23 protein-coding genes are annotated in these 22,682 nt (G+C 59.6%); 16 read left to right on the forward strand and 7 right to left on the reverse strand.

The window, feature by feature from the left end; genetic code table 11:
- Nucleotides 1-95: 95 nt before the first annotated feature.
- From DFR37_RS23555 to ppc, 6 genes are all read left to right on the forward strand, one after another.
- Nucleotides 96-329: a DUF4224 domain-containing protein gene (locus DFR37_RS23555; protein ID WP_113933300.1), complete on the forward strand. Its 234-nt coding sequence runs from the start codon at nt 96-98 to the stop codon at nt 327-329.
- A gap of 3 nt (nt 330-332) precedes the next feature.
- Nucleotides 333-1,394 carry a tyrosine-type recombinase/integrase gene (locus tag DFR37_RS11095; RefSeq protein WP_113933301.1) on the forward strand — a complete coding sequence of 354 codons (1,062 nt, stop codon included), beginning with the start codon at nt 333-335 and terminating at the stop codon, nt 1,392-1,394.
- A 379-nt stretch (nt 1,395-1,773) separates the two neighbouring features.
- A complete protein-coding gene (locus DFR37_RS11100; RefSeq protein WP_113933302.1) occupies nt 1,774-1,992 on the forward strand; it encodes a hypothetical protein in 219 nt (72 codons plus the stop codon).
- Between the two features lie 131 nt (nt 1,993-2,123).
- Nucleotides 2,124-2,687 carry a hypothetical protein gene (locus DFR37_RS11105; RefSeq protein ID WP_113933303.1) on the forward strand — a complete coding sequence of 188 codons (564 nt, stop codon included), beginning with the start codon at nt 2,124-2,126 and terminating at the stop codon, nt 2,685-2,687.
- A 116-nt stretch (nt 2,688-2,803) separates the two neighbouring features.
- Nucleotides 2,804-5,194, forward strand: coding sequence for a catalase (locus tag DFR37_RS11110; protein ID WP_113933304.1), 2,391 nt, complete (start codon nt 2,804-2,806; stop codon nt 5,192-5,194).
- A 171-nt stretch (nt 5,195-5,365) separates the two neighbouring features.
- Nucleotides 5,366-8,218 (forward strand): phosphoenolpyruvate carboxylase, encoded by a 2,853-nt coding sequence (gene ppc, locus DFR37_RS11115; protein ID WP_113933305.1) that lies wholly within the window; start codon nt 5,366-5,368, stop codon nt 8,216-8,218.
- Here ppc and DFR37_RS11120 read toward each other — a convergent pair.
- Nucleotides 8,215-9,105, reverse strand: coding sequence for a LysR family transcriptional regulator (locus tag DFR37_RS11120; protein ID WP_113933306.1), 891 nt, complete (start codon nt 9,103-9,105; stop codon nt 8,215-8,217). The genes ppc and DFR37_RS11120 overlap by 4 nt on opposite strands.
- Here DFR37_RS11120 and DFR37_RS22835 point away from each other — a divergent pair.
- The 4 genes from DFR37_RS22835 to DFR37_RS11135 all read left to right on the forward strand — a co-directional run bounded on the left by DFR37_RS22835 (nt 9,104) and on the right by DFR37_RS11135 (nt 12,550).
- The gene (locus DFR37_RS22835; protein ID WP_147251618.1) at nt 9,104-9,325 is read left to right on the forward strand and encodes a hypothetical protein; all 222 of its coding nucleotides are present in this window, start codon (nt 9,104-9,106) and stop codon (nt 9,323-9,325) included. The genes DFR37_RS11120 and DFR37_RS22835 overlap by 2 nt on opposite strands.
- Nucleotides 9,322-10,179 (forward strand): fumarylacetoacetate hydrolase family protein, encoded by an 858-nt coding sequence (locus DFR37_RS11125; RefSeq protein WP_113933307.1) that lies wholly within the window; start codon nt 9,322-9,324, stop codon nt 10,177-10,179. The genes DFR37_RS22835 and DFR37_RS11125 overlap by 4 nt, the downstream gene beginning before the upstream one ends.
- A 31-nt stretch (nt 10,180-10,210) precedes the next feature.
- On the forward strand, nt 10,211-11,263 hold the full coding sequence (gtdA, locus tag DFR37_RS11130) for a gentisate 1,2-dioxygenase (protein WP_113933308.1): 1,053 nt from the start codon (nt 10,211-10,213) through the stop codon (nt 11,261-11,263).
- Between the two features lie 90 nt (nt 11,264-11,353).
- The gene (locus tag DFR37_RS11135) at nt 11,354-12,550 is read left to right on the forward strand and encodes a 3-hydroxybenzoate 6-monooxygenase (RefSeq protein ID WP_113933309.1); all 1,197 of its coding nucleotides are present in this window, start codon (nt 11,354-11,356) and stop codon (nt 12,548-12,550) included.
- 192 nt (nt 12,551-12,742) lie between these two features.
- Here the strand turns inward: DFR37_RS11135 and DFR37_RS23005 are convergent, their stop codons facing one another.
- Nucleotides 12,743-12,883: a hypothetical protein gene (locus DFR37_RS23005; protein WP_170139889.1), complete on the reverse strand. Its 141-nt coding sequence runs from the start codon at nt 12,881-12,883 to the stop codon at nt 12,743-12,745.
- A gap of 147 nt (nt 12,884-13,030) precedes the next feature.
- Here DFR37_RS23005 and DFR37_RS11140 point away from each other — a divergent pair, with 147 nt between their 5' ends.
- From DFR37_RS11140 to DFR37_RS11160, 5 genes are all read left to right on the forward strand, one after another.
- Nucleotides 13,031-13,675: a DUF2946 family protein gene (locus DFR37_RS11140; RefSeq protein ID WP_113933310.1), complete on the forward strand. Its 645-nt coding sequence runs from the start codon at nt 13,031-13,033 to the stop codon at nt 13,673-13,675.
- A 126-nt stretch (nt 13,676-13,801) separates the two neighbouring features.
- The gene (locus DFR37_RS11145; protein ID WP_113933311.1) at nt 13,802-14,389 is read left to right on the forward strand and encodes an NUDIX hydrolase; all 588 of its coding nucleotides are present in this window, start codon (nt 13,802-13,804) and stop codon (nt 14,387-14,389) included.
- Between the two features lie 11 nt (nt 14,390-14,400).
- A complete protein-coding gene (aat, locus tag DFR37_RS11150; RefSeq protein WP_113933312.1) occupies nt 14,401-15,153 on the forward strand; it encodes a leucyl/phenylalanyl-tRNA--protein transferase in 753 nt (250 codons plus the stop codon).
- 30 nt (nt 15,154-15,183) lie between these two features.
- Nucleotides 15,184-15,903 (forward strand): arginyltransferase, encoded by a 720-nt coding sequence (locus DFR37_RS11155; RefSeq protein ID WP_113933313.1) that lies wholly within the window; start codon nt 15,184-15,186, stop codon nt 15,901-15,903.
- Nucleotides 15,904-15,909: 6 nt separating this feature from the next.
- The gene (locus DFR37_RS11160; protein ID WP_113933314.1) at nt 15,910-16,956 is read left to right on the forward strand and encodes a quinone-dependent dihydroorotate dehydrogenase; all 1,047 of its coding nucleotides are present in this window, start codon (nt 15,910-15,912) and stop codon (nt 16,954-16,956) included.
- A gap of 376 nt (nt 16,957-17,332) precedes the next feature.
- Here the strand turns inward: DFR37_RS11160 and phaP are convergent, their stop codons facing one another.
- From phaP to DFR37_RS11180, 4 genes are all read right to left on the reverse strand, one after another.
- Complete coding sequence (phaP, locus tag DFR37_RS11165) at nt 17,333-17,908, reverse strand: TIGR01841 family phasin (protein WP_113933315.1); 576 nt, start codon at nt 17,906-17,908, stop codon at nt 17,333-17,335.
- 218 nt (nt 17,909-18,126) lie between these two features.
- On the reverse strand, nt 18,127-18,936 hold the full coding sequence (locus DFR37_RS11170) for an IclR family transcriptional regulator (RefSeq protein WP_113933476.1): 810 nt from the start codon (nt 18,934-18,936) through the stop codon (nt 18,127-18,129).
- Between the two features lie 112 nt (nt 18,937-19,048).
- Complete coding sequence (locus DFR37_RS11175; RefSeq protein ID WP_113933316.1) at nt 19,049-19,858, reverse strand: competence/damage-inducible protein A; 810 nt, start codon at nt 19,856-19,858, stop codon at nt 19,049-19,051.
- A 34-nt stretch (nt 19,859-19,892) separates the two neighbouring features.
- Nucleotides 19,893-20,681 carry an EI24 domain-containing protein gene (locus DFR37_RS11180; protein WP_113933317.1) on the reverse strand — a complete coding sequence of 263 codons (789 nt, stop codon included), beginning with the start codon at nt 20,679-20,681 and terminating at the stop codon, nt 19,893-19,895.
- Between the two features lie 60 nt (nt 20,682-20,741).
- Here DFR37_RS11180 and DFR37_RS11185 point away from each other — a divergent pair, with 60 nt between their 5' ends.
- The gene (locus DFR37_RS11185) at nt 20,742-21,125 is read left to right on the forward strand and encodes a thioredoxin family protein (protein ID WP_113933318.1); all 384 of its coding nucleotides are present in this window, start codon (nt 20,742-20,744) and stop codon (nt 21,123-21,125) included.
- A 58-nt stretch (nt 21,126-21,183) separates the two neighbouring features.
- On the opposite strand, the gene DFR37_RS11190 is transcribed toward DFR37_RS11185, so the two are convergent.
- A complete protein-coding gene (locus DFR37_RS11190; protein ID WP_113933319.1) occupies nt 21,184-22,593 on the reverse strand; it encodes a DEAD/DEAH box helicase in 1,410 nt (469 codons plus the stop codon).
- Nucleotides 22,594-22,682: the final 89 nt, after the last annotated feature.

Here is a 22,682-nt window from a genome sequence, read left to right on the forward strand (position 1 = left end):
GCTATGGCCGACGAAATTGAGCGAATGCTGTCTGTTACAGCGAAAGATTGGAATCTGCCCCGCCTGGTGCGGGGTTTTTTGGGGAGGTACGGATAATGTCCGAGTTCTTTTTAACCGACGAGGAGTTATGCTTACTAACTGGCATAGCGACGGGACGCGACAAACGCACTCGCGAAGAATTGCAGTGCGAACATCTACGCAAGCAAGGTATCGCGTTTTATCCAAACGCCCGCGGTAAGCCAGTGGTTGTACGCGAATCGTTAACCGCGCCAAAAAACGCCCCTGCCCCTAAACCAGCATGGGAGCCGAAAGTGTTACGAATGGGGTAAGTCATGGGCCGCAAAGCATACAAGAATACGAATCTGCCGCCGCGCATGAGGGCCAGAGCCAAGGCCAGGGGCGTGATTTATTATTATTACGACCTTGGCGGCAAGCCACGCAAAGAAAAGCCACTTGGCTCAAACTATATCGTCGCCTTGCAAGAATGGGCCAAGCTTGAGCAGGTCAAGCCCGTGCATAGCCCCACCTTCAACGACGCGGCGCAAATGTACAGCATTGACGTTATCCCCACCAAGGCCGCCAGGACGCAGCAAGACAACCTGAAAGAATTGCCGAACTTGCTGGAGTTCTTTGATGGTGCACCATTGGCTGAAATCAGGCCAATCAATATTCGCCAGTTCTTAACATGGCGATGCAGGAAGTCGCGGGACTGGCTGGCAGGAAAAGGCAGGCAGGTTGATGTCGACGCGGGCCAGGTGCGGGCGAACCGGGAAAAGGCGCTATTCAGCCACATATTCAACTATGCTCGGGATACTGGCTTGACGGACGCGCCGAACCCTTGCCAGGGCGTTTCCTCTTATGACGAGGATGGCCGGGATGTGTACGTATCGGACGCGCTGTTTGAAGCGGTCTGGCTGGCAGCGCCCGCGCCATTGCGGGACGCGCTAGACCTTGCTTATCTTACCGGCCAGCGGCCAAGCGATACCGTAGCCCTATCGGACCACGACATACGCGACGGATACTTACACGTAAAGCAGGGCAAGACCGGCGCAAAACTGCGCATTGAAGTGACAGGCAAGCTCAAAGAGGTGATTGAGCGCATCAGGGCGCGGCGCAACGCGTTTAAGATTGTCACGACATACTTAGTGGTCAGCCAGTACGGCAGGCCCGTACAGCGACGTACAGTGTCCGAGTGGCTAAAGAAAGTCAGGGAGGATACCGGCATACCGGCTGACGACTTCCAGTTCCGAGACCTGCGCGCCAAGGCCGGAACGGACAAAGAGGATACGCAAGGCATGTCCGCAGCGAAAGACCAATTAGGCCACGCAAGCGAGAGCATGACGCGGCATTATGTCAGGCACCGACTGGGTAAAAAGGTCAGCCCAACCCGATGATTTCCGGTCCGCAAAAAAAGAGAGGGCCGCATGGATAGGGGCTTTGCAGAGGTCGATTTTCAAGAATTGCGGACTGAAAACAGGACAGAAACCCGCATGAATACTCACCCTCTTATGCGGATTGCAAATCCGTGTACCCCGGTTCGATTCCGAGTTGCGCCTCCAGAATACATGCGGTTTTCCAGCGATGTAGCGACAAGATTATTTCCGCAATTCTTGACTATTTCCGCAAAACCACAAAGCCATAGCCCCACAGCACCGCGCTGATGGGGCTTTTTTGTTTCTGCTTACAAAGTGCGCTTTTACAGGTATGGGGCTTGCTTTGCGTTCACGATGGCTGCACCCCCGAGCAGCCGATGTCATGTACAGGAGCCAAATCATGCCGCAGGAATGCAAACCCACGAAGCCTTCATCACAAGAGCCCGCCCAGGAGCAGACGCAAAGTTATCCGGGCATCAAGGGACCCAAGGCGCGGGAACTTCAAAAGAGCCGCCCTATCGACATGGACGCAGCCGCAAAAGAGGAACGGGACGCCGAGAAGCTTGAGGGCATTCCGAAGACGCTCGAAAAGTCCAAGGAATCGCGCAACGATCAATAGCCGTGGAATGGCATGGCTGAACGCGCCAGCGTAATCGTCCCAACAGCAAGCAACATCGCCGGCGACGCCGGCGGCACGCGACTTGCTGCAGTGGGTACCACGTGTGTCACATCACGCAAAAGGTGGACAAGATGGCCCTGATCGTTGCTGCCCGTTTCAACACCTTCGATGCCGCTGAAGTCGCCGCTGGCCAGCTCATGGCTGCGGGGGTCAAAGCGGACAATCTCTTTACTTTCTTCGTCAATCCAACAGAAAGCCACAGCCACCATCCGGCAACCGGCACGCGAGCTTCTAAGCGCGGTTTCGTCGGAGCATGGCTTGGCGCAGCCGTGATAGGCCTGGTCGGCGCCTGCGCGGGCGCCATTATCGGATTTATCTTTGGCTCTACGACTACCGGTGTCCTGGGAGGCGCGGGGGTAGGCGCCTACGTAGGGTCGCTGGCTGGCGCCCTGAGAATGATAGATCGGCCGCGATCGGAACCCCGCTCCGAACAAACGACGGCCAAGCCCAGGGATGGCAGGCCTTCGGGCGTGGTCCTGGCCGTTCATGTTGATGCGGAACACGAGTTGCAGATTGCACGCATGTTGCGCGATGCCGGCGGCCAGGAGATAGAACGCGCACAAGGGCGCTGGGAGAACGGCACGTGGCGCGACTTCGACCCGCTGGAAAGCCCCGAGATCGAAAAGAACCTCTAGCGTCCTTGCTCCCGCAGTTGCCGCCACCACCCCGCACGGCCGCCCGCCGCCGGGGATTTTCGTAGTCCTGAATAACGCGACATTCAGCCTTAAACCTGTCTTGAAAGGAATTGACAATGGCAACCCGAAACAGCAAAAAGACGCAAACCAAACAGGCGGCGGTCGATACCGCCTATATGAATTCGGACAGCGGACCGGCATCACTGCCCGCTGCTAACGCACAGCACCCTGCCCTGAAACAAAGACTTGCGGTCGGCGAGATGGCGGCCGGCATGCCCACCAACCCCAACAAGGCGGCAGAGTACGGCGAAGCGGCGACCCGGCCGCCGGCGGGAAATACCGTCCAACCCGACGATCCTTCGGCCACCGCCAGCACCCTCTCTGAAGCAAATGAATCGCAAAAAACGGGGAAACCCGCAGCGGCGGGAGTCAACGCGGCAAGCGGCGAGCTGGACAGAGTGCGGGCGGACAGCAGCGGACAAGCTATGACCACGAATCAGGGGGTTCCCGTCGCCAACAATCAGGACTCGCTGAAGGCCGGATTGCGGGGCCCAGCACTATTGAAAGATTTCATCCTGCGGGAAAAGCTGACTCATTTCGATCACGAGCGTATTCCCGAACGAGTCGTCCATGCCCGCGGCTCGGCGGCGCATGGTTATTTTGAAAGTTATGAGTCGCTTGCCGAACTGACCTGCGCCTCGCTGTTTGCCGAAAGCGGCAAACGCACGCCCGTGTTCGTGCGCTTTTCCACGGTGGCCGGCGAGCGCGGTTCGAAAGATACCGCGCGCGACGTACGGGGCTTTGCGGTAAAGTTTTATACGGATGAGGGAAACTGGGACCTGGTGGGCAATAACATGCCCGTTTTTTTCATTCAGGATGCAATGAAGTTTCCCGACCTGGTGCATGCCGTCAAGCCCGAACCCCATCACGGCATGCCACAAGCGGCTTCCGCGCACGATACCCTCTGGGACTTCGTATCGTTGATGCCGGAGTCGGCGCACATGATGTTGTGGCTGATGTCCGACCGCGCCATTCCGCGCAGCTTTCGCATGATGCAGGGTTTCGGCGTCCACACCTTCCGCTTCATCAATGAACGGGGCGAATCAAAATTCGTCAAGTTCCACTGGGACCCCAAACAGGGCACTCATTCTTTGGTGTGGGACGAAGCCGTCAAGATATCCGGCGCCGACCCGGACTTCAATCGCCGCGATCTCTGGGAAGCGATCGAGGCCGGCGAATACCCAGAATGGGAACTGGGGGTTCAGATCTTCGACGAAGCGCAGGCCGAATCGTTCAGCTTCGATGTGCTGGACTCGACCAAGCTGATCCCCGAGGAACTGGTTCCCATAACGCCTATTGGCCGCATGGTACTCACTCGTAATCCCGACAATTTTTTTGCTGAAACCGAACAGGTGGCCTTCTGCTCGGCGCATGTGGTGCGCGGCATCGACTTCACGAACGACCCGTTATTGGCGGGACGCATACATTCCTATATCGATACACAGATAACACGCCTGGGCGGCCCTAACTTCCACGAGATTCCGATCAATGCGCCGCTGGCGCCGGTATACAACAATCAGCGGGATGGCATGCATCGGCAGGCCGTCCATCATGGACGGGCAGCCTACGAGCCGAACTCGCTGGGCGGCGGATGCCCATTCCAGGCTGGCTCGGCCGGGTTCATATCGTTTCCCGAACCGGTCGACGCCACCGAGCTTCGGGGCAAGCCCGAGAAATTCGCGGAACACTACAACCAGGCAACCCTGTTCTACGAAAGCCAGGCCCAGCACGAAAAACAACACATCATCAATGCATTTTCTTTTGAGCTAAGCAAGGTGACGGTCCCCGGGATCAGGCAGCGAATGGTGGCTCAGCTGCGCAATGTCTCGGAAACCTTGGCTTCGGCCGTGGCAGGGAATCTGGGAATGCGCGAAATGCCGGATCCGATGCCCAAGGCGAACGCACAAGAAGTCATTCCCGAAGTGACGCGCTCGGATTTTCTTTCGCTATTGGCCCGTCCCGGGGAGACCGGGATACGGACACGCAAAATCGCAATCCTTGCCGCCGACGGGATCAACGCCAAGACAGTCGAACAAATGGCGCAAGCCCTGATTGCACAAGGCGCGGTGGTCCGGCTGGTGGGGCAGCATATCGGCCTTGTCTCGGCGGATTCCGAAACGCCGCTGGACCTGGACGCCTCTTTACAAAACAGCCCTTCGCCGCTTTTTGACGCTGCCGTCATACCGGATGGCGCTGCTGCAATCGAAACCCTCGCAGCCGACGGACTGGCGCTGGAGTTTTTGCGGGACCTGTTCCGCCATGGCAAGGCATTATTAGCGATAGGAGGCGGGGAACTTCTTATACAACGTGCGGCCATCCCTATCGACCCCAAGGACGCAGGCCTGATCATCGCCAAAGATCTTGCGCAAAACACGATCGATGATTTTGTTGCGGCAGTGCAAAAACACAGGCACCCTGGACGCGAGAGCGATCCTCCCTTGGTATAGCTGAAAATTTTTCCACACAGGCCGGCCGCCGAATGCCCCGCCAGCCCTCTACGGAGGGCTTTTCGTTGTCCGTCGATATGCAAAAAACCTAGCTGCGCCGCAGCAAAATCAGTATAGTACCCATGCGGCACAGCAACAAAAACAAACATACCGAAACGGACAGGAGACTTTGTGAAGCAATCCGCACGGGGCGCCGAAGCGCCTTCATTTCTACGCAACGATATTCGGCTGCTGGGCAAAACCCTTGGCCAGGTCATCAGGGAAAACGACGGCAAGGCCACATACGATGTCGTTGAAAAGCTCAGGCAGGCGGCGGTAAAGTTTCGGCGCGAGGGCGATCTTAAATCGGGACAAATTCTTGTCCGACAGATTGAAAAACTGGCCGCCGGCCAAACCAACTCGGTTGCGCGCGCCTTTAGCTATTTTCTGCATCTATCCAATATTGCCGAAGACCGCGACCAGAATCGGCGCCAGCGCCAGCATGAACTGGCCGACGGCGCGCCCATGCACGGCAGCCTGCTGCATGTCCTGGACTTCCTTAAAGCGCGGGGCGTGGACTCGCGCAAAGTGCGCCGCTATCTGGACAGCGCCTGCATCGTGCCGGTCTTGACGGCCCACCCAACCGAGGTACAGCGCAAAAGCACACTGGACATACACCGCGAAATCGCGGTGTTGCTGGCCCACGATACCGACGCGCTGACGCCGTCGGAGGCGCGGCATATGCAAAAGCGGCTCACTGGCCTGATTGCCGTCCTGTGGCAAACGCGCATGCTGCGCCAGCAAAAACTGACCGTGCTGGACGAAATCGACAACGCGCTGACGTATTACGACAGTACATTTCTGCGTGCCATACCCAGGCTGTACCAGGATCTGGCCGAAAAGCTGCAACCCGCCGCGCGCACGCTGCTCAATGAAAGCAGCGAGCCGCTGCCGCCCTTCCTGCGCATGGGCAGCTGGATAGGCGGCGATCGCGACGGCAACCCCAATGTGGATGCCTCGACTCTGGAACAGGCGCTGCTGCGCCAGTCCACGCTGGTGTTGCAGCATTACCTGCAAGAGATCAAGTTGCTGGGAATCGAATTGTCGATATCCCAATCGCTAAGCGATGTCAGCCCCGAACTTCTGGCCCTGGCACAGGCCAGCGGCGACCCTTCGCCGCACCGGATGGACGAGCCTTACCGCCGCGCGCTGATTCATATTTACGCACGGCTGGCCGCTACCTCCACCGTACTGGCCGGCCATACGCTGGCATTGTGGCCGACCTACGACGCCCCGCCCTATTCCACGCCACGGGACTTCATGCACGATCTGCAAGTGCTTGCCGACTCGCTCGGCCAGCACCATGGCGCCCTCATCGCGCAATTGCGCCTGACCGGCCTGCGCCAGGCTGCCGCGGTGTTCGGATTTCATTTGGCGACTGTCGACCTGCGCCAAAGCTCAGACGTACACGAACGCGTCCTGACCGAATTGTTCAAGACCGCGCAAGTCAGGCATGACGGCGGTATCGTGGACTACGCCGCATTGTCTGAACAAGACCGCATTGAATTGCTGCGCGCCGAAATCCACCAGGCCAGGCCGCTGGTTTCCCCCTGGGCGGCCTACTCGCCGGAAACCGAAAAAGAACTGGCCATTTTGCGCATGGCGGCAAGCTGCCGCAAAAAATACGGCGAGATGGCAATCACCCAGACCATCGTCTCGCATACCGAGACCCTCAGCGACCTGCTCGAAGTGCTGGTACTGCAGCAAGAGACGGGGCTTATCGAGCCAACGCCCGCCGACGGCCATGCCGGGCGCCAGGGCCTGATGGTCGTACCGCTGTTCGAAACCATCCCCGACCTGGAACGCAGCCCCGACATCATGGCCGCCTGGCTTGACCTGCCCGAGGTCAAGGCACGCGTGCATCATGTGCAAGACAACATTCAGGAAGTCATGCTGGGCTACTCGGACAGCAACAAGGACGGCGGCTACCTGACCTCGAACTGGTCGCTCTACCAGGCCGAACGCCGGCTGGTCCAGGTCTTCATGAAGCGCAAAACGCAGTTGCGGCTATTCCACGGCCGCGGCGGCTCGGTGGGCCGCGGCGGCGGATCCAGCTTCGATGCCATCCTGGCCCAGCCGCCCGGCACGGTCAATGGACAAATACGCCTGACAGAACAGGGCGAAGTCATCCAGGCAAAATACAAGAATGCCGAGGTGGGCCGCTACCACCTGGAAATGTTCGTCGCCGCCACGCTCGAAGCCAGCCTGGTTCCGGCATCAACCGCTACCCGGATGGAAGACGACAATATGGCGCAGTTTGGGCCGGCCCTGGACTTCATGTCCGATGCGGCTCAGCGCGCCTACCGCAACCTGGTCTATGCCACACCAGGCTTCAATGACTATTTTTTCGCATCGACGCCTGTGCTCGAAATCGCCGGCTTGAATATTGGCTCGCGCCCGGCTTCGCGCAAGGCCAATAGCCGGATCGAAGACCTGCGGGCCATCCCCTGGGGTTTCTCGTGGGCTCAATGCCGCCTGCTGTTGACCGGGTGGTACGGAATGGGAACGGCGCTGCGCAGTTATATCGACAACGGCCTAGAAGGGGTGGCTTCCACGCCCGAAAACCGACTGGCGCAGTTGCAGGACATGGCGCAAACCTGGCCTTTCTTCAAAACGCTGTTGTCGAACATGGAGCAGGTACTGGCCAAGACCGACCTTGGCATTGCCAGGCAATACGCGCAGCTTGTGCCGGATGCCGCTTTGCGCAACAACATCTTCCAGCGCATCGAAGCCGAACTCACGCTGACGCAAGAGATGTTCACCCGCGTTGCGCAGCGCGAGGTGCTGGCCGAAGATCCTGTGCTGGCCGCCGCGCTGAGCGAAAGGTTCGCCTATATCGACCCACTCAATCACTTGCAAGTGGAGCTGTTGCGGCGCCACCGTCAGGCCGGCGCCAGATCGGCACGCGGCAGCGAAAACCAGATCCAGCGTGCCATACACATGACAATCAACGGCGTGGCCGCCGGCTTGCGCAATTCGGGCTAAGCGAAAATCCCGGAAACCACGCTGCGCAGCCAGCGGTTTCCGGGGTCGCGGGCGCAGCGCTCGTGCCAATGCTGCATTACCCGATACCCCGGCACGTTGAACGGCAAGGGAAACACTTTGATGTGGCGATTCTGCTGCAGGAACAAACCCAGGCGTTCGGGCACGATGACCAGATAGTCGGTGTTTTCGATATTGGCGGCTATGCCGGAAAAATTCGGCACGCGCACGGCGATGGTACGTTGTATGCCGTGCGCCAAGAGTATCTCGTCGATAAGGCCAGTGCTGGTGGCCGAGGGGCTTACGGTCATGTGCAGCTCTTGCTGAAATTGCGCACGCGTTAGCTTGTCGCGAACCCGCGCATGCCCGGCGCTGGCAATGCAGACAAAACGCTCGTCCAAGAGCTTTTGCTGGTAAATGCCCGCTTCCAGCCGGGGCATGAACCCTATTGCCAGGTCGACCTCACCCGATTCAAGCAGGCGCAAAGTGTCTTCGGACACAGTGGTAATGTCCACCCGCACCGAAGGCGCGTCGCGCTTCAGCACACGCAGCAAGGACGGCAAGGCGGTCACTTGCGCAATGTCGCTCATGCACACACGGAACGAACGCTGCGATGTGGCGGGCTCGAAGCGGGCCCGGTGATTCAACATGGTATGCAGCAAAGCCAGCGTCTGCCGGACATAGGGCAACAGGTCCTGCGCCAGTGCTGTCGGCGCCATGCCTTGCTTGGTACGGACAAAAAGCGGATCGCTGAAATGTTCGCGCAGCTTGCGCAAACCCATGCTGACCGCCGGCTGCCCGATACCGAGCTTTTCGGCGGCTTGCGAAATATTGCCCGTATTGAAGATCTCGTCGAATACGGCAAGCAGTTTCAAATCAATGTTGTCCATGGCCCTCTATCCCGATCGTCCGGCGGCGAAAGCATCGCCAATCGTGCATCCAGATACTTTAGCATCAATTATTTTGATAAACATTATTAAAAATGATGTATCGACTGATAATCCTGTGATGCCTATACTGGGGCCATCCTTGTCGGGCTGGCTCGTCTTGGCGAGCATTGCCGCAGGCGCGGCAGCGCCATCACCCTATCTATTTGGAATATCACCATGAAACTTTGCAGATTCGGCAATAACCAGCTTGGACTCGTGGAAGGCACACAAATCCGCGACGTCAGCGCCGCGCTTGACGTGCTACCCAGCCATCGCTATCCCCTGCCCGGCCATGACCCGCTTATCGCCCACCTGGGCGAACTGATGGCACGCATCGACGCCATCAAGGAACAGGCCCCGACTGTGCCGCTTGCCGGCGCGCAATTGCTCTCGCCAGTGGCCAATCCCGGCAAGATCATTGCCGCGCCGGTCAACTACGTCAAGCATTTGCAGGAAGTCCTGGACGACCCCAACCTGCATCACGAAATGCGGATCAACCATATCCAGCGCGCGGGCCTGTTCCTGAAGGCCCCCAGTTCGCTGGTGGGCGCGGACGCCGGCATCGCCCTGCGCAAGCTCGACAGGCGCAACGATCACGAAGTCGAGCTGGCTGTCGTCATCGGCAAGCAAGGCAACAATATCCGGCGCGAAGATGCGCTGGACTACGTTGCGGGCTACTGCATAGGCCTGGACATCACCATACGCGGACCTGAAGAACGCAGCCTGCGCAAATCGCCCGACAGCTATACCGTACTGGGCCCGTGGCTGGTCACGGCCGACGAGCTGCCCGATGCCTCCAGCCTGGACCTGGAACTGTCGGTCAACGGCGAAACACGCCAGCAGGCCAACACCAGCGACCTGATCCTCGGCGTTGCCGAACTGATCGAGTTTGCTTCGTCCTTTTATACCTTGCATCCGGGCGACGTCATTATTACCGGCACACCGGAAGGCGTGGGCCCATTGGTGCCCGGCGACGTCATGAAGGCCTCGATAGAAGGGATCGGATCCATGCAGGTAAACGTGCGCGCGGCCTGAGGCAACAGCCGCCTGCACTCCGGAGATCATCATGAGCAATGCTACATCCCCCGGCACGCGAGAACATGACGCCGTGCGGCAAGAGTTCTATCAGCGGCTGGACCAGAACGGCGTCGCGCCGCTGTGGGCCGCCATGGCCAGGCTTGTCACGCCCCAGCCGCGCGCCCAATACGCTCCGGCATCCTGGAAGTATGCGCAGATGCGGGCGTTGCTGATGGAGGCAGGCGGGTTGATTACAGCGCGCGAAGCCGAACGCCGCGTGCTGGTTCTTGAAAATCCGAGCTTGCGCGGCATTTCGCAGATAACGCAAAGCCTGTATGCCGGCCTGCAACTCATCATGCCCGGAGAAATCGCGCCCAGCCACCGCCACGCCGCGGCGGCCCTGCGCCTGGTCATCGAAGGCCAAGGCGCATATACCGCCGTCGACGGCGAACGCATCACCATGCATCCCGGCGACTTCATCATTACGCCTTCGTGGACATTTCACGACCACGGCAATCCGGGTTCGGAGCCGGTCATCTGGCTGGACGGCCTGGACGTGCCCATTGTGAATATGTTCACGGCCAGTTTTGCCGAAAGCTACCCGCAAGAAACGCAAGCCATCGTGCGCCCCGAAGGCGACGCCGCGGCACGCTACGGCGCTACCCTGCTGCCGTTGGACTACACGCCACAAGGCAGCTCGTCCCCGCTGTTCGTCTATCCCTACAGCCGCAGCCGGGAAGCCCTTGATCAACTCCATCGCAATGGCCCGCTGGACGCCCACCACGGCATCAAGCTGCAATATGCCAACCCCGCCACCGGCGGCGCGCCCATGCCAACCATGGCAGCGTTTACGCAACTGCTGCCAGCGGGTTTCGAAAGTGCAGCCTATCGTTGCACGGACGGCACGGTCTACTGCGTTGTGGAAGGCCGCGGACGCAGCCGCATCGGCGAACAAACCATCGAGTGGGGCCAACACGATGTCTTTGTCGCGCCCTCGTGGTGCGAGGTACAGCACCAGTCGGACGAAGACTCCGTGCTGTTCAGCTTTTCCGACCGCCCCGCCCAGAAAGCCCTGGGCTTGTGGCGCGAAAGCCGGGGCTAGCGCGAGCGGCGAACACATACGGCGCCTGGGTCAACAGACACAGCTTGATGCCTGGCACACCTATCTGGAATCTTGAGGACAGCAGCAACCATGAGCAATAATCCACACACACTATTGATCGCCGGCGGCGGCATCGGCGGCGTTGCAGCCGCACTGTCCCTGGCCAAGCAAGGGCATCGCATACATCTGTTCGAACAGGCCAGCGAATTCAAGGAAATCGGCGCGGGTATCCAACTGGGGCCCAATGCGTTCTATCTGTTCGACCAACTGGGGCTGACTGATCGGATCAACGCGCTGGCGGCTTTCCCGGACGACCTGGTGGTCATGGACAGCATCTCGGGAGACGAAATCACCGCCATTTCGGCCGCGACGCTCATCCGCAAACGCTTCGGCTATCCCTACGGCCTTATCCATCGCGCGGACTTGCACGCGGTGCTTCTGGACGAATGCCGGCACTTCCCTAAAATAACCATGCATTCAGGCTGCAAGATGGCCGACTTCGAAGATTTGGGCGACCATGTCGTCCTGCGTACAGAAGCCGGCGAAACCTACACCGGCGACGCGCTGATCGGCGCCGACGGACTGTGGTCGGGCGTGCGGGCCAAAATCGTCAACGACGGCCCGCCGCGGGTCTCGGGGCACATTGCCTACCGCGCCGTCCTGCCCATCGAAGATGTACCCGAAGCCAACCGGCGCAACGCCATGACGTTATGGGCCGGCCCCAAGAACCACTTGGTGCACTACCCTTTGCGCGGCGGCAAGCTGTTCAATCTGGTCGCGGTCTTCCACAGCGATCGCTACGAAGAAGGCTGGGATTCATACGGCGACACCGAAGAATTGATGCTTCGATTCGAAGGCGTCGTTCCGGAAGTGAAGCAGATGCTGAACAAAATCGAATCATGGCGGATGTGGGTGCTGTGCGACCGCGAGCCCATCAAGGAATGGAGCAAGGGCCGGGTAACACTGCTGGGCGACGCGGCCCATCCCATGCTGCAATATCTGGCGCAAGGCGCCTGCATGGCCATGGAAGACGCAGTTTGCCTGGCTCGCAAAGTACAGGAATCGAAGGGCGACCTGCCCGCCGCGCTGGTGTCTTATCAAGACGCCCGCTACCTGCGCACTGCGCGGGCGCAACTGACCGCCCGCTTGTACGGCAACGTCTACCACGCCGCCGGTGCAACCCGCGACCTGCGCAATGCCTTCTTGCGTGGACGCACGGCGGAACAATTCTGCGAAGGTAATGCGTGGCTGTACGACCAGGCGGAATTCAAGCAAAGCCTGGGCTAACTTGGGCTGTGCCCGTGCGGTATGGGGCCCCACTGCGGATTGAAACCATATCGCCCGCCGCGGCCCCAAAAAAAAGCACGCCATGCAAGCCGGCGTGCTTTTTCGTATCAACGGTCCGTCAAGCATTCATACTATATTGCCTGGGGGAAAGCCAACCGCGGTAGCGGCGCAGCGTGGGGGCTTATATCCCCTCTACCTGCGCTCGCCCTTTTTGCCGTCTTTCTTTTCAACGTCTTCCTGACGCTGCTCTTCCTGGTTCTCGGACTCGGGGGCCGCCCAATTAAGCGGCTCGATGATCAAGGGTGTTTTCTTCTGCGCCGGTTTTTTCGACATAGTAACGAACTCTCCTTAAATGCATTTAGGGGCGCACAGTGCGCCCCCACCTCTTTAAGGGTAACCCATTGGGCACGATAAGGCCAGCCCGGCCGCAAAGCGCAAGGGTTAACATAGAAGCGTTGCCAACTTTATGCAGATGCTTTCATGGACGACCAAGTCGTTGCCGCCATGTCCCGCTGGCCTGACGTACCGGCTGTTTTCGGCTGGCTCTCGCTGAACCGGCAGGGGCAATGGCGCATACACCCCCAGGGCAATGGCGGCTCGGCAGGCTCGCACGGCGAGGCCGTGCTTGCCGAAGGCGAAGCCATCACCAATCCGCAAATCCTTCAGTTCATCAATCGCAACTACTGCGGCGACATGCAAGGACGCTGGTATTTTCAGAATGGTCCGCAACGCGTCTTCGTTCGCCTGGACAGCGCACCCTATATTCTGCGCACCATAGGCGCGGGCCCGTGCTTGCAAACGCACAATGACCTGCCGGTGCGGGATATTCATGGCTGGTGGGTGGACGACGAAGGCAGGCTCTACGCCAGCACCGAGCACGGCCCGGGCCTGATCGCGGGGCGCGATACCGTCGGCGTGTTCGAGGCGCTGCGCACCGCGGACGGCCAGGCCCTGCTGGACGTGCTTGATCCTGCGCCGCCAAAGCAGCCGGTCATGCTGGCGCCGCTGTATGCCGGCAGCCAAGCCCGCACCGCGCCCATGCATTTTTGCCCGGCCGCGCAAATTCCGCAGCAGATGGGGTTTACGCGCTTTCCCGCGCCGGACGCCGATGGCGCGCCGCCGTGATGCTGAAAGCCCTGACGCCACGACCGGCAACAGTCTTGGGCGACGAAAGAACTTCTGTGCCGATCCGGTTCGGGCGGATGCCTCTTGTGCTTTGGTTCGTGGCCGATTGGTTATAAAATGCCCCTCATGACTATGCCCGCGCCCTCTTTCTACTTCCCCGCCCCCCGAACGCAAAAATTCTGCAGTCAATGCGGCGCGGCGCTTGTAATCCGCATACCGCCCGACGACAACCGCCAGCGCGATGTCTGCGAAAACTGCGGTGCCATCCACTACCAGAACCCGCGCAACGTCGTGGGCGTCCTGCCCGTCCTGGACGATACCGTCTTGCTGTGCAAGCGCGCCATCCAGCCACGCTACGGCAAGTGGACTCTTCCCGCCGGCTTCATGGAGCTTAGCGAAACCACCGCCCAGGGAGCCATGCGCGAGACCCAGGAAGAAGCCGGTGCGCAAATCGAACTAGGGCCTTTATATACCGTCATCGACGTACCCGCCGTCAACCAGGTGCACATTTTTTACTTGGGCAAAGTGCTTAGCCCCGAACTGCATCCGGGCCCCGAAAGCCTGGAAGCCGGCTTTTTCAAAGAGTCGGAAATTCCGTGGGGCGACCTGGCCTTCCGTACTGTCAGCAGCACGCTCGAACACTATTTCAAAGACAAGCCCAGCGGGCAATTTCCCACACGCCACTACGACGTCCTGTTTCCTGTGGGCGACTAGGAGGCGGCGGTTTGAAGACCCTGGCTTGGCTCGACGAGCATACGCCATTCCCTCATCCCGACCATGCACTGGGCGACGGCCTGCTGGCGGCCGGCGGCACGCTGACAATAGCCAGGCTGGCCGAGGCCTACTCCAAAGGCATTTTCCCCTGGTATAACGAGGGCGACCCGATTCTGTGGTGGAGCCCCGAGCCGCGCATGCTGTTGCGTTGCGCCGACTTCAACGCTTCGCGCTCGCTGCGGAAAAAACTGCGCCAGCTTGCCCGGCAAGAACAGGACGCGGACGCCCGCGTCCAGATCCGCATGAATATGGCGTTTGCACAAGTCATGCAAGCCTGTGCCGAGCCGCGCGACGGCCAAAGCGGCACATGGATATCGCCCGATATCCTTGCCGCATACGGCCAGTGGCATCAGGAAGGACGCGTGCACAGCATCGAGACCTGGATCGACGGCGAACTGGCCGGCGGCCTTTACGGCGTCAGCCTTGGACGCTTCTTTTTCGGCGAATCCATGTTCAGCCGCGCCGCCGACGCATCGAAGCTGGCGCTGGCCTATCTGGTCATTTACCTTATGGCGCACGGCGTCAAGTATATTGATTGCCAGCAGCAGACCAAGCACCTTGGCAGCCTTGGCGCCAAGCCGGTCGCACGCAAACTGTTCCTGGAAAAACTGGAACAGTCCTTGCGTTACCCGCCGCCTCCGTGGGGCCATGGGCAGCTGCTGCAATCGGGCAAGCTTGCGCCGCCGGGCACAAAGACGCCATAATGAAACTGCGATGCACGAGCAGGCAAGACCATGAGCCATCCTACCGACCTCAAGTTTAAAACCTTGCAGTTTTACTCGACTGCCTCCTATCCGTGCAGCTACCTCGAAAACCGCGAGGCACGTTCGCAAGTGGCCACCCCTTCACATCTTATCGACACGCATACCTATACGCAGTTGGTGGCCCAAGGCTTTCGGCGCAGCGGGCTGTTTACCTACCGCCCCAATTGCGATACCTGCCAAGCCTGCAAACCCGTGCGCATCGACGCATTGAACTTCAAGCCCACGCGAACCCAGCATAAGACCTGGAACCGGCACCAAGGGCTGCGGGCGCGCAATCTGCCGCTATTGTTCAATGCCGAACACTTCAATCTTTATCGCCGCTACGTTGCGGCGCGTCACCCGGGCGCCGGCATGGACGAAGACAGCCAAAGCCAATACACCCAGTTCCTGCTTTCCAGCCGTGTCAATTCCACCTTGATCGAGTTTCGCACACCCGGCGGCGAGCTCCGGATGGTGTCGCTCATTGATATCCTGGACACCGGTTTGTCGGCGGTCTACACCTTCTTCGACCCCGAAGTCGCGGGCAGCCTGGGCACCTATGGCATTCTGTGGCAACTGGACCGTTGCAAGGCCATGGGCCTGCCATGGTTATACTTGGGCTACTGGATCGAAGAAAGCCGTAAAATGGCTTACAAATCGCAGTTTCAGCCGCAGCAAATCCTGCAAGGCGGCGAATGGCTCTCTCCCTGATACCCCATGTCTTTTTTATTCAATTCTTACGCGCTGGCGCGCCCGGCGCTCTTTTCCCTGGACGCTGAAACCGCCCACGAAGTCACTCTTTCATCGCTGCAAAAATCCTACGATTGCCGCCTGACCCGTAATTTGATTACGACCAGGCCCGCGTTGCCCAGCATGCTGATGGGGCTTAGCCTGCGCAACCCCATTGGGCTGGCGGCGGGACTGGACAAGAACGGCAGCCATATCAACGCACTGGGACAACTGGGTTTCGGCTTTATCGAAGCCGGGACCGTCACGCCCCAGCCCCAGCAAGGCAACCCCAAGCCGCGCCTGTTCCGCCTGCCGCGCGCCAATGCACTGATCAACCGGATGGGATTCAACAATACCGGCTTGGCCGCCTTCCTGCAGAATGTACGGGACAATGAATGGCGCAAGAACGGCGGCATCTTGGGACTGAACATCGGCAAGAACGCCAGCACCCCGATCGAGCAGGCGGTAGACGACTACCTGGCCTGCCTGGACGGCGTGTATCCGCATGCCGATTACATTACCGTCAATATCTCGTCGCCCAACACGCAGAATCTTCGCACGCTGCAGCGCAACCAGGAACTGGCCGCGCTGCTCGAGCCGCTAAGCGAACGGCGCAAGGCTTTGGCCGACCAGTCCGGGCGCCATGTTCCCATGGCCGTGAAAATAGCCCCGGACCTGACCCACGACCAGATCGACATCATTGCCAGTGCGCTGCTGCACTTCGGCATAGACGGCGTCATTGCAACCAACACCACGCTTTCGCGCGAGGTGGTGCAAGGCTTGCCGCATGCCGACGAGGCCGGCGGCGTCTCGGGCTCGCCCGTGCATGAGCTCTCGCTGGCGGTCATTGAACGGCTGCGCGCCCACGCTGGCGCAGCGCTGGCGATTATCGGCGTAGGTGGCATCTTGAATGGCAAACATGCCCAGGAAAAAGTCGCGGCCGGCGCCGATGCGGTTCAGTTGTATACCGGCCTTATCTATCGGGGCCCGGCCCTGATAGGAGAATGCGTGCAGGAAATGACTAAGGCGAGGTAGGGTAAAAGCCCCCACGCTGCGCCGCTAACGCGGCTTGCTGCCCCCCAAGGGGGCGCCTTTTGCCTTGGGGCGGCCCGGCGGCAAAAGATACCCCCACGCTGCGCCGCTAACGCGGCTTGCTGCCCCCCGAGGGGGCGCCTTTTGCCTTGGGGCGGCCCGGCGGCAAAAGATACCCCCACGCTGCGCCGCTAACGCGGCTTGCTGCCCCCCCAAGGGGGCGCCTTTTGCCTTGGGGCGGCCCGGCGGCAAAAGATACCCCCACGCTGCGCCGCTAACGCGGCTTGCTGCCCCCCGAGGCAAAAAACCCCGGAAGATTTCTCTTTCGGGGTTTTTATTGTCCTCGGCGGCCAGTTGGTGGCCGCCTTAGGCGAAAAGCTTAGGCGCGGCGGGCGCTTTTGACTGCTTTGTTCGAAGCTTCGGCAACATCGGTAGCAGCCTTGAACGTGGCGTTCGTGGCGGCCGAGATGTTCGACTCGGCGGCTTCCTGGGCTTGCTTGGAAGCCTTGGCAACCGATTCGTAGGCGCTGGTAGCGGTAGCCAGCGACGACTTCAACAGTGCAACGGCGCTTTCCGAACCGGTAGGCGCGCTTTTGGCGAACTGTTCGATGGCTTCGGAAACCTGCTGTTGACCTTGGGCGACTTGCTCTTCAGCCAATTTCGACAGGTCGGTTTGTACGCCGGACACGATGTCGTAAACATGCTTGCTGTAGGCAACAGCCTTTTCAGCGCTAGGCTGGCTCAGGCCCGATGCGAAAGCCAGGGCTTCCTGGGGATCTTTGACGCCAATGGCTTCTTGCGATTTCTGGGCGACTTCGTCGAAAGTGGCCTTGAGCACTTTCAGGTTCAGGTCGACCAGCTTTTCGAAACCGCCGAAGAAGGTGCCCTGAACAGCTATCAGCTTGTCCAACGACGCTTTTTGGCTGGCCAGAACTTGTTGGGGAATTGCGCTCATGATAATTTTTCCTTGATGATGGCCGGGCTTATGGCCAGGCGTGATATTCAAATTGGGCTCGGGGTTATAAGTCCCAGAAGGCTAAACCAATCACCATCCTGCGTGAAAACCTTCCATGCTGCAACGCACAATTCAAATTCTACCAGCTTCGATCAGGCTGTCAAGGATTATTTGTTGCGATGCAACAAAATCGTAATGCAGGGCCAAAATGTCGGTGCTCAGGCTTTGCCCTCGTACCCAAGGGCGGCGGAGATCTTGGATGCGGTATCCAGCAGCAAAGCTATCCATTCGTCGCGCATGCGCTCGGCAGGGGCCGAAATCGACAGGCCGGCCTGCATTTTGCCCGTGTCGTCATATACCCCGGCCGCTATGCAGCGCACGCCCAGTTCCAGCTCTTCGTTGTCGCGCGCATACCCATGGCGGCGAATCAGCGCCAGGTCGCGCTCTAGCTGGTCGGCCTGGGTAATGCTGTTGCGGGTCGTACCCGCCAGGCCGGTGCGCATGATGTAGGCCTTGATCTGGCGCGGATCGCTGACAGAAAGGAACAACTTGCCGGTAGAGGTAAGGTGCAAAGGAGCGCGCCCGCCGATGGCGCGGACAACCTGCATGCCCGAACGTTCGCTCCAGGACCGCTCGACATAGATGATTTCGTCGCCCTGCTGCACCGACAGATTAATAGTCTGGCCGGTGATTCTGTGCAGCTCGCGCATATAGTCGTGGGCCGCTTCGCGGACATTCAGCCGGCCCTTGACCAGCGAACCGAGCTCCAGCAGGCGCATGCCCAATTGATACATGCCGCTGTCCACTCTTTCGACGTAGCGGCCCACGACCAGGTCATTAAGAATGCGGTGCGTGGTGGACGTATGCAGGCCGGTTGCCGCCGCCAGGTTCTTCAAGGCAATAGGCTCGCTATGCTTGGCAAGGACGTCCAGCAGCATCATGGCCCGCTCCAGTACCTGGATGGTAATGGATGAACCGTTGAACGAGGGGGTAAGCGGCATTGGCCGAAGGGTGGAAGTTCTGGACATAGTAAGAATTGACGCGACGCAACAATCCCATATTATGAAAAAAAAACCGCTTTTGGCAAGTATTTTTTTGCGGGACGCAAACGCGGCCCCGCCCCGCCCCATTTGCCGGCAGCTATGGTTTTTGCGGCGGCGTCAACGACCCACCCACCCTTTCGACCTCGGAGCGCAGGAATGCCAGCGCTTCAGCCGCCGCCTTGGGCTCGCCCTTGACGCCCAGGTCGATATGCGGATTGGCGACATCGCCCACACTGGGCAGGCTGAAGGCCTTGACGCCCGGCCATTTGCGTTCAAGTTCTTCCATGGCGGGGGTAATGCGCGACTCGGGCAAAAGAAACGCCAGGAAAGAATGTTCGACGCGGGTAATCTGGTGATGCCATTGCCGATAGCGCGTATCAAGAGTCCACTCGATCATGGGCCAGGCCATTACCGGAAACCCCGGCACAAAAGTATGGTTGCGAATAAAGAAACCGGGAATCTTGTTGTATGGATTGGGCACGATTTCGGCCCCCACCGGGAAGACCCCCATTTGCAGCCGCTGCTGGTTTTCAGGCGTGGACATATCGGCGCTGCCCATCCCCTTGCGCGCGTTCTCGGCACAGCGCTCGGCAATAAGGCGTTCTGCTTCGGGGTGCAACTGAAGCTTCAGCCCCAGCGCCAGGGCCGCGGCCTGGCGCGTGCGGTCGTCGGGGGTGCCGCCGATGCCGCCGCAGCTGAACACAATATCGTCCGTGGCAAAGCTGCGCGACAAGACTGCAACAATATCGTCCTGATCGTCGGAGACGAACTCGGCTCCGGCCAGCTGCAGGCCGCGCTGGGAAAGCAGTTCGACCACTTTGGCAAAATGCTTGTCCTGGCGTCGGCCGGAAAGGATTTCGTCGCCGACGATGATCAAACGTATACGAGGTGGCACAAGCACAGTCATGGAATCCTGCTTTTTATTGGAATGAAGTCTTTATTTATACATCCGGCGCGGCCTGTCCGCGCAGCTGGCGCAGCGCTTCAAGGCTGAAATGCGCAAACACCAGCGCCGAGAAAACAGGCAGAATCAGCCAGGCGGGCGGAAACAGGTTGATCAGGGAAAGGATGCCGCCCATTGCCCAGTACTTGCGATTATGGCGACGCCATAGCAGTTTGCGCTCTTTGGCGCTGGCGTGCTCAACAACCGAATCGACCCTTAGCATGCGCGAAAAAGCGAATGCCCACCAGAATAAAGGCAGCAGCACCGGCATGGGGGGAATCAGCCACAGCGGCATGGTTACCAGCCACCCGGCAATGAAAATGCAGCTTACCCACAGTGCGTTCCAGCCGCCCACCGCCAGGGAAAGCTCGCCATGGCGGACCACGCCCCTGTATTCGCGCGCTTCAAGGTGCTTAAGCACCAAGGGCATGACAAAAACCGCGGCAATGACCAAGCCTAGAATGCCCGATATGGGCAGCAATATGGCCACGGCCAGCAAGGGAATAAGATACAGCTTGATGGAAAACAGCCCGACGGCAAGCATCCATTGGTCGACGGTATCGACAACCCCCCAGCCCAGCGCCTGCGTATTAAGCCATGCGGTAAGCGGCGACCAGAACGCCCACAGCAATATAATGGCCCCTACCAATGCAATCAGGAAAGGCATCAGGATAAGCAGCAGCATCTTCGGATGGCATTGCGACACCAAGGCGCGCTTGAATGCCAGCCCCACGGCTGCCAGGCCGGTAGCCGGTTCAGGCCTTACCGCTATCTTGAAATCGCTCATATTCCGTACCCAAAAGGAAACATACGGCTATGATAAACAAACCATCACTCTTTTGCTTCTATGTCTATTTTCAATCCGTTACTTGACCATCCAAAACTGCTCGCGCGCCTGCGCGAACACCAGGGTTTGCTGGTCGTGTGCTATTGCGCGGCCTGGTGCGACACATGCACGCAATACCGCGGCGGCTTTGAAGCGCTGGCCGAAAAATTTCCGGACTGTACGTTCATGTGGGTGGATATCGAAGAAAACCCAGAGCTTCTGGGCGACGACGATGTCGAGAACTTTCCGACCCTGCTGGTACAAAGCCCGACAAAAAACCTGTTTTACGGGCCTATGCTGCCTTATGCCAGCCACCTGGAAAAACTGCTGAGCCGGCTCGACGAGAGTTCGCCGTCCATTGAAGATGGGCCGCCGCTGCTGCGGCCCCTGCTTGAGGCGGCCTGAGCGGGATTGATTCCGCCTGCTAACCAACGGCCGGGCTCAAAGGGCCGGGCCGCGCAGCTTAGCGCCGGCCGCCCAATAAAATGCCCACAGACTTGCGGGATGCCGAGCTTTTATGGCTGGCAATCTGGGGGGCTATCTGCGCCGCCGAGGCCGACGGCACATAGGGCTTGGAGAAAAAATCGTCAACCGGCTTGCGGCCCGAGCCGTTTTCGCGCGAATAGCTGCTGCGCGACTGGCGGTCACGGCCGTTGGCGGCATGGTCGGAACGCGAACCCGACGAGGAGCGCGGGCGCTCGGCAGCCGGCAATGCAAGCTGGCCACGCGGAATCTTGACCTTGATGAGCTTTTCGATATCAAGCAGGAAGCGCTCTTCATCGGCGGTGAACAGCGCAATGGCTTCGCCGCTGGCGCCAGCGCGGCCCGTGCGGCCGATGCGGTGCACATAGTCTTCGGCGTTGTAAGGCAGGTCGTAATTGATGACGCAAGGCACGCCGGCCACATCCAGGCCGCGAGCCGCGACATCGGTTGCAACCAGCACTTCAAGCTCGCCCGCTTTGAATGCCTCGAGCGCCTTCATGCGGTCGAGCTGACTTTTGTCGCCATGGATGGATTCGGCCTTGACGCCATCGCGCTCGAGCTGGCGGGCCAGCCGGCTGGTGCCGATTTTTGTGTTCGAAAAAACAATGACTTGATTCAGGCCGCGCGACTTGACCAAATGAACCACCGCGGCGCGCTTGTCTTCGCTGGACAACTGATAAGCGATCTGGGTGACGTTCTCGGCCGTGGCATTACGGGCCGCCACTTCAATTTCGATCGGTTCTTTAAGGCTGGCGCGCCCAAGCTTGCGGATCTCGTTGCTGAATGTGGCGGAAAACAGCAAGGTCTGGCGACTGGCCGGCAATAAACGAACAATGCGTTCCAGATCGGGCAAAAAGCCCATATCCAGCATGCGGTCGGCTTCGTCCAGCACCAGGATATTGACCTGGCCCAGGTTGACGTTTTTCTGTTCGACATGGTCGAGCAGGCGTCCGGGCGTGGCAATCAGGACTTCGCAGCCGCGCCGCAACGCATCGCGCTGCGGGCCGATATCGACACCACCGAACACCACCGCCGAACGCAAGGGCACCGACTGGCTGTACTGGATGACGCTGTCGGATACCTGGTCGGCCAATTCGCGCGTGGGCGTCAAGATAAGCGCCCGCACAGGATGGCGGGCGGGCGACGCGCTGGTGTTGGCATACTGCATAAGGCGATGCAGTATGGGCAGCGTGAATGCCGCCGTCTTGCCCGTACCTGTTTGCGCGGCCCCCATGACATCAAGCCCCTGCATAACGACAGGAATGGCTTGGGCCTGGATGGGGGTTGGCGTGGTGTAGCCGGTGGCGGCAACCGCCTGCAAAAGACCGGGGTGCAGGCCGAAATCGGAAAAAGTGACGGCAGGTGTATCGGAAGTAGTAGTTTCTGTCATTGAAAGTGGGTAGCGCCTAAGGCCAGGAAACCCCGGCCAGGCTTTGATAACCCCGTTAGTTTAGCGCAGTGACACCCAAGATTGACATT

The organism is Eoetvoesiella caeni (assembly GCF_003315175.1).
In the GTDB taxonomy this organism is placed as follows: Bacteria; Pseudomonadota; Gammaproteobacteria; order Burkholderiales; family Burkholderiaceae_B; genus Eoetvoesia; species Eoetvoesia caeni.

Bases quoted from the DNA above. Each gene is read 5' to 3' on its own strand.
- DFR37_RS23555 (WP_113933300.1), top strand. From the start codon at position 96: ATGTCCGAGTTCTTTTTAACCGACGAGGAGTTATGCTTACTAACTGGC.
- DFR37_RS11095 (WP_113933301.1), top strand. From the start codon at position 333: ATGGGCCGCAAAGCATACAAGAATACGAATCTGCCGCCGCGCATGAGG.
- DFR37_RS11100 (WP_113933302.1), top strand. From the start codon at position 1,774: ATGCCGCAGGAATGCAAACCCACGAAGCCTTCATCACAAGAGCCCGCC.
- DFR37_RS11105 (WP_113933303.1), top strand. From the start codon at position 2,124: ATGGCCCTGATCGTTGCTGCCCGTTTCAACACCTTCGATGCCGCTGAA.
- DFR37_RS11110 (WP_113933304.1), top strand. From the start codon at position 2,804: ATGGCAACCCGAAACAGCAAAAAGACGCAAACCAAACAGGCGGCGGTC.
- DFR37_RS22835 (WP_147251618.1), top strand. From the start codon at position 9,104: ATGGCCCTCTATCCCGATCGTCCGGCGGCGAAAGCATCGCCAATCGTG.
- DFR37_RS11120 (WP_113933306.1), bottom strand. From the start codon at position 9,105: ATGGACAACATTGATTTGAAACTGCTTGCCGTATTCGACGAGATCTTC.
- DFR37_RS11125 (WP_113933307.1), top strand. From the start codon at position 9,322: ATGAAACTTTGCAGATTCGGCAATAACCAGCTTGGACTCGTGGAAGGC.
- gtdA (WP_113933308.1), top strand. From the start codon at position 10,211: ATGAGCAATGCTACATCCCCCGGCACGCGAGAACATGACGCCGTGCGG.
- DFR37_RS11135 (WP_113933309.1), top strand. From the start codon at position 11,354: ATGAGCAATAATCCACACACACTATTGATCGCCGGCGGCGGCATCGGC.
- DFR37_RS23005 (WP_170139889.1), bottom strand. From the start codon at position 12,883: ATGTCGAAAAAACCGGCGCAGAAGAAAACACCCTTGATCATCGAGCCG.
- DFR37_RS11140 (WP_113933310.1), top strand. From the start codon at position 13,031: ATGGACGACCAAGTCGTTGCCGCCATGTCCCGCTGGCCTGACGTACCG.
- DFR37_RS11145 (WP_113933311.1), top strand. From the start codon at position 13,802: ATGACTATGCCCGCGCCCTCTTTCTACTTCCCCGCCCCCCGAACGCAA.
- DFR37_RS11155 (WP_113933313.1), top strand. From the start codon at position 15,184: ATGAGCCATCCTACCGACCTCAAGTTTAAAACCTTGCAGTTTTACTCG.
- DFR37_RS11160 (WP_113933314.1), top strand. From the start codon at position 15,910: ATGTCTTTTTTATTCAATTCTTACGCGCTGGCGCGCCCGGCGCTCTTT.
- phaP (WP_113933315.1), bottom strand. From the start codon at position 17,908: ATGAGCGCAATTCCCCAACAAGTTCTGGCCAGCCAAAAAGCGTCGTTG.
- DFR37_RS11170 (WP_113933476.1), bottom strand. From the start codon at position 18,936: ATGTCCAGAACTTCCACCCTTCGGCCAATGCCGCTTACCCCCTCGTTC.
- DFR37_RS11175 (WP_113933316.1), bottom strand. From the start codon at position 19,858: ATGACTGTGCTTGTGCCACCTCGTATACGTTTGATCATCGTCGGCGAC.
- DFR37_RS11180 (WP_113933317.1), bottom strand. From the start codon at position 20,681: ATGAGCGATTTCAAGATAGCGGTAAGGCCTGAACCGGCTACCGGCCTG.
- DFR37_RS11185 (WP_113933318.1), top strand. From the start codon at position 20,742: ATGTCTATTTTCAATCCGTTACTTGACCATCCAAAACTGCTCGCGCGC.
- DFR37_RS11190 (WP_113933319.1), bottom strand. From the start codon at position 22,593: ATGACAGAAACTACTACTTCCGATACACCTGCCGTCACTTTTTCCGAT.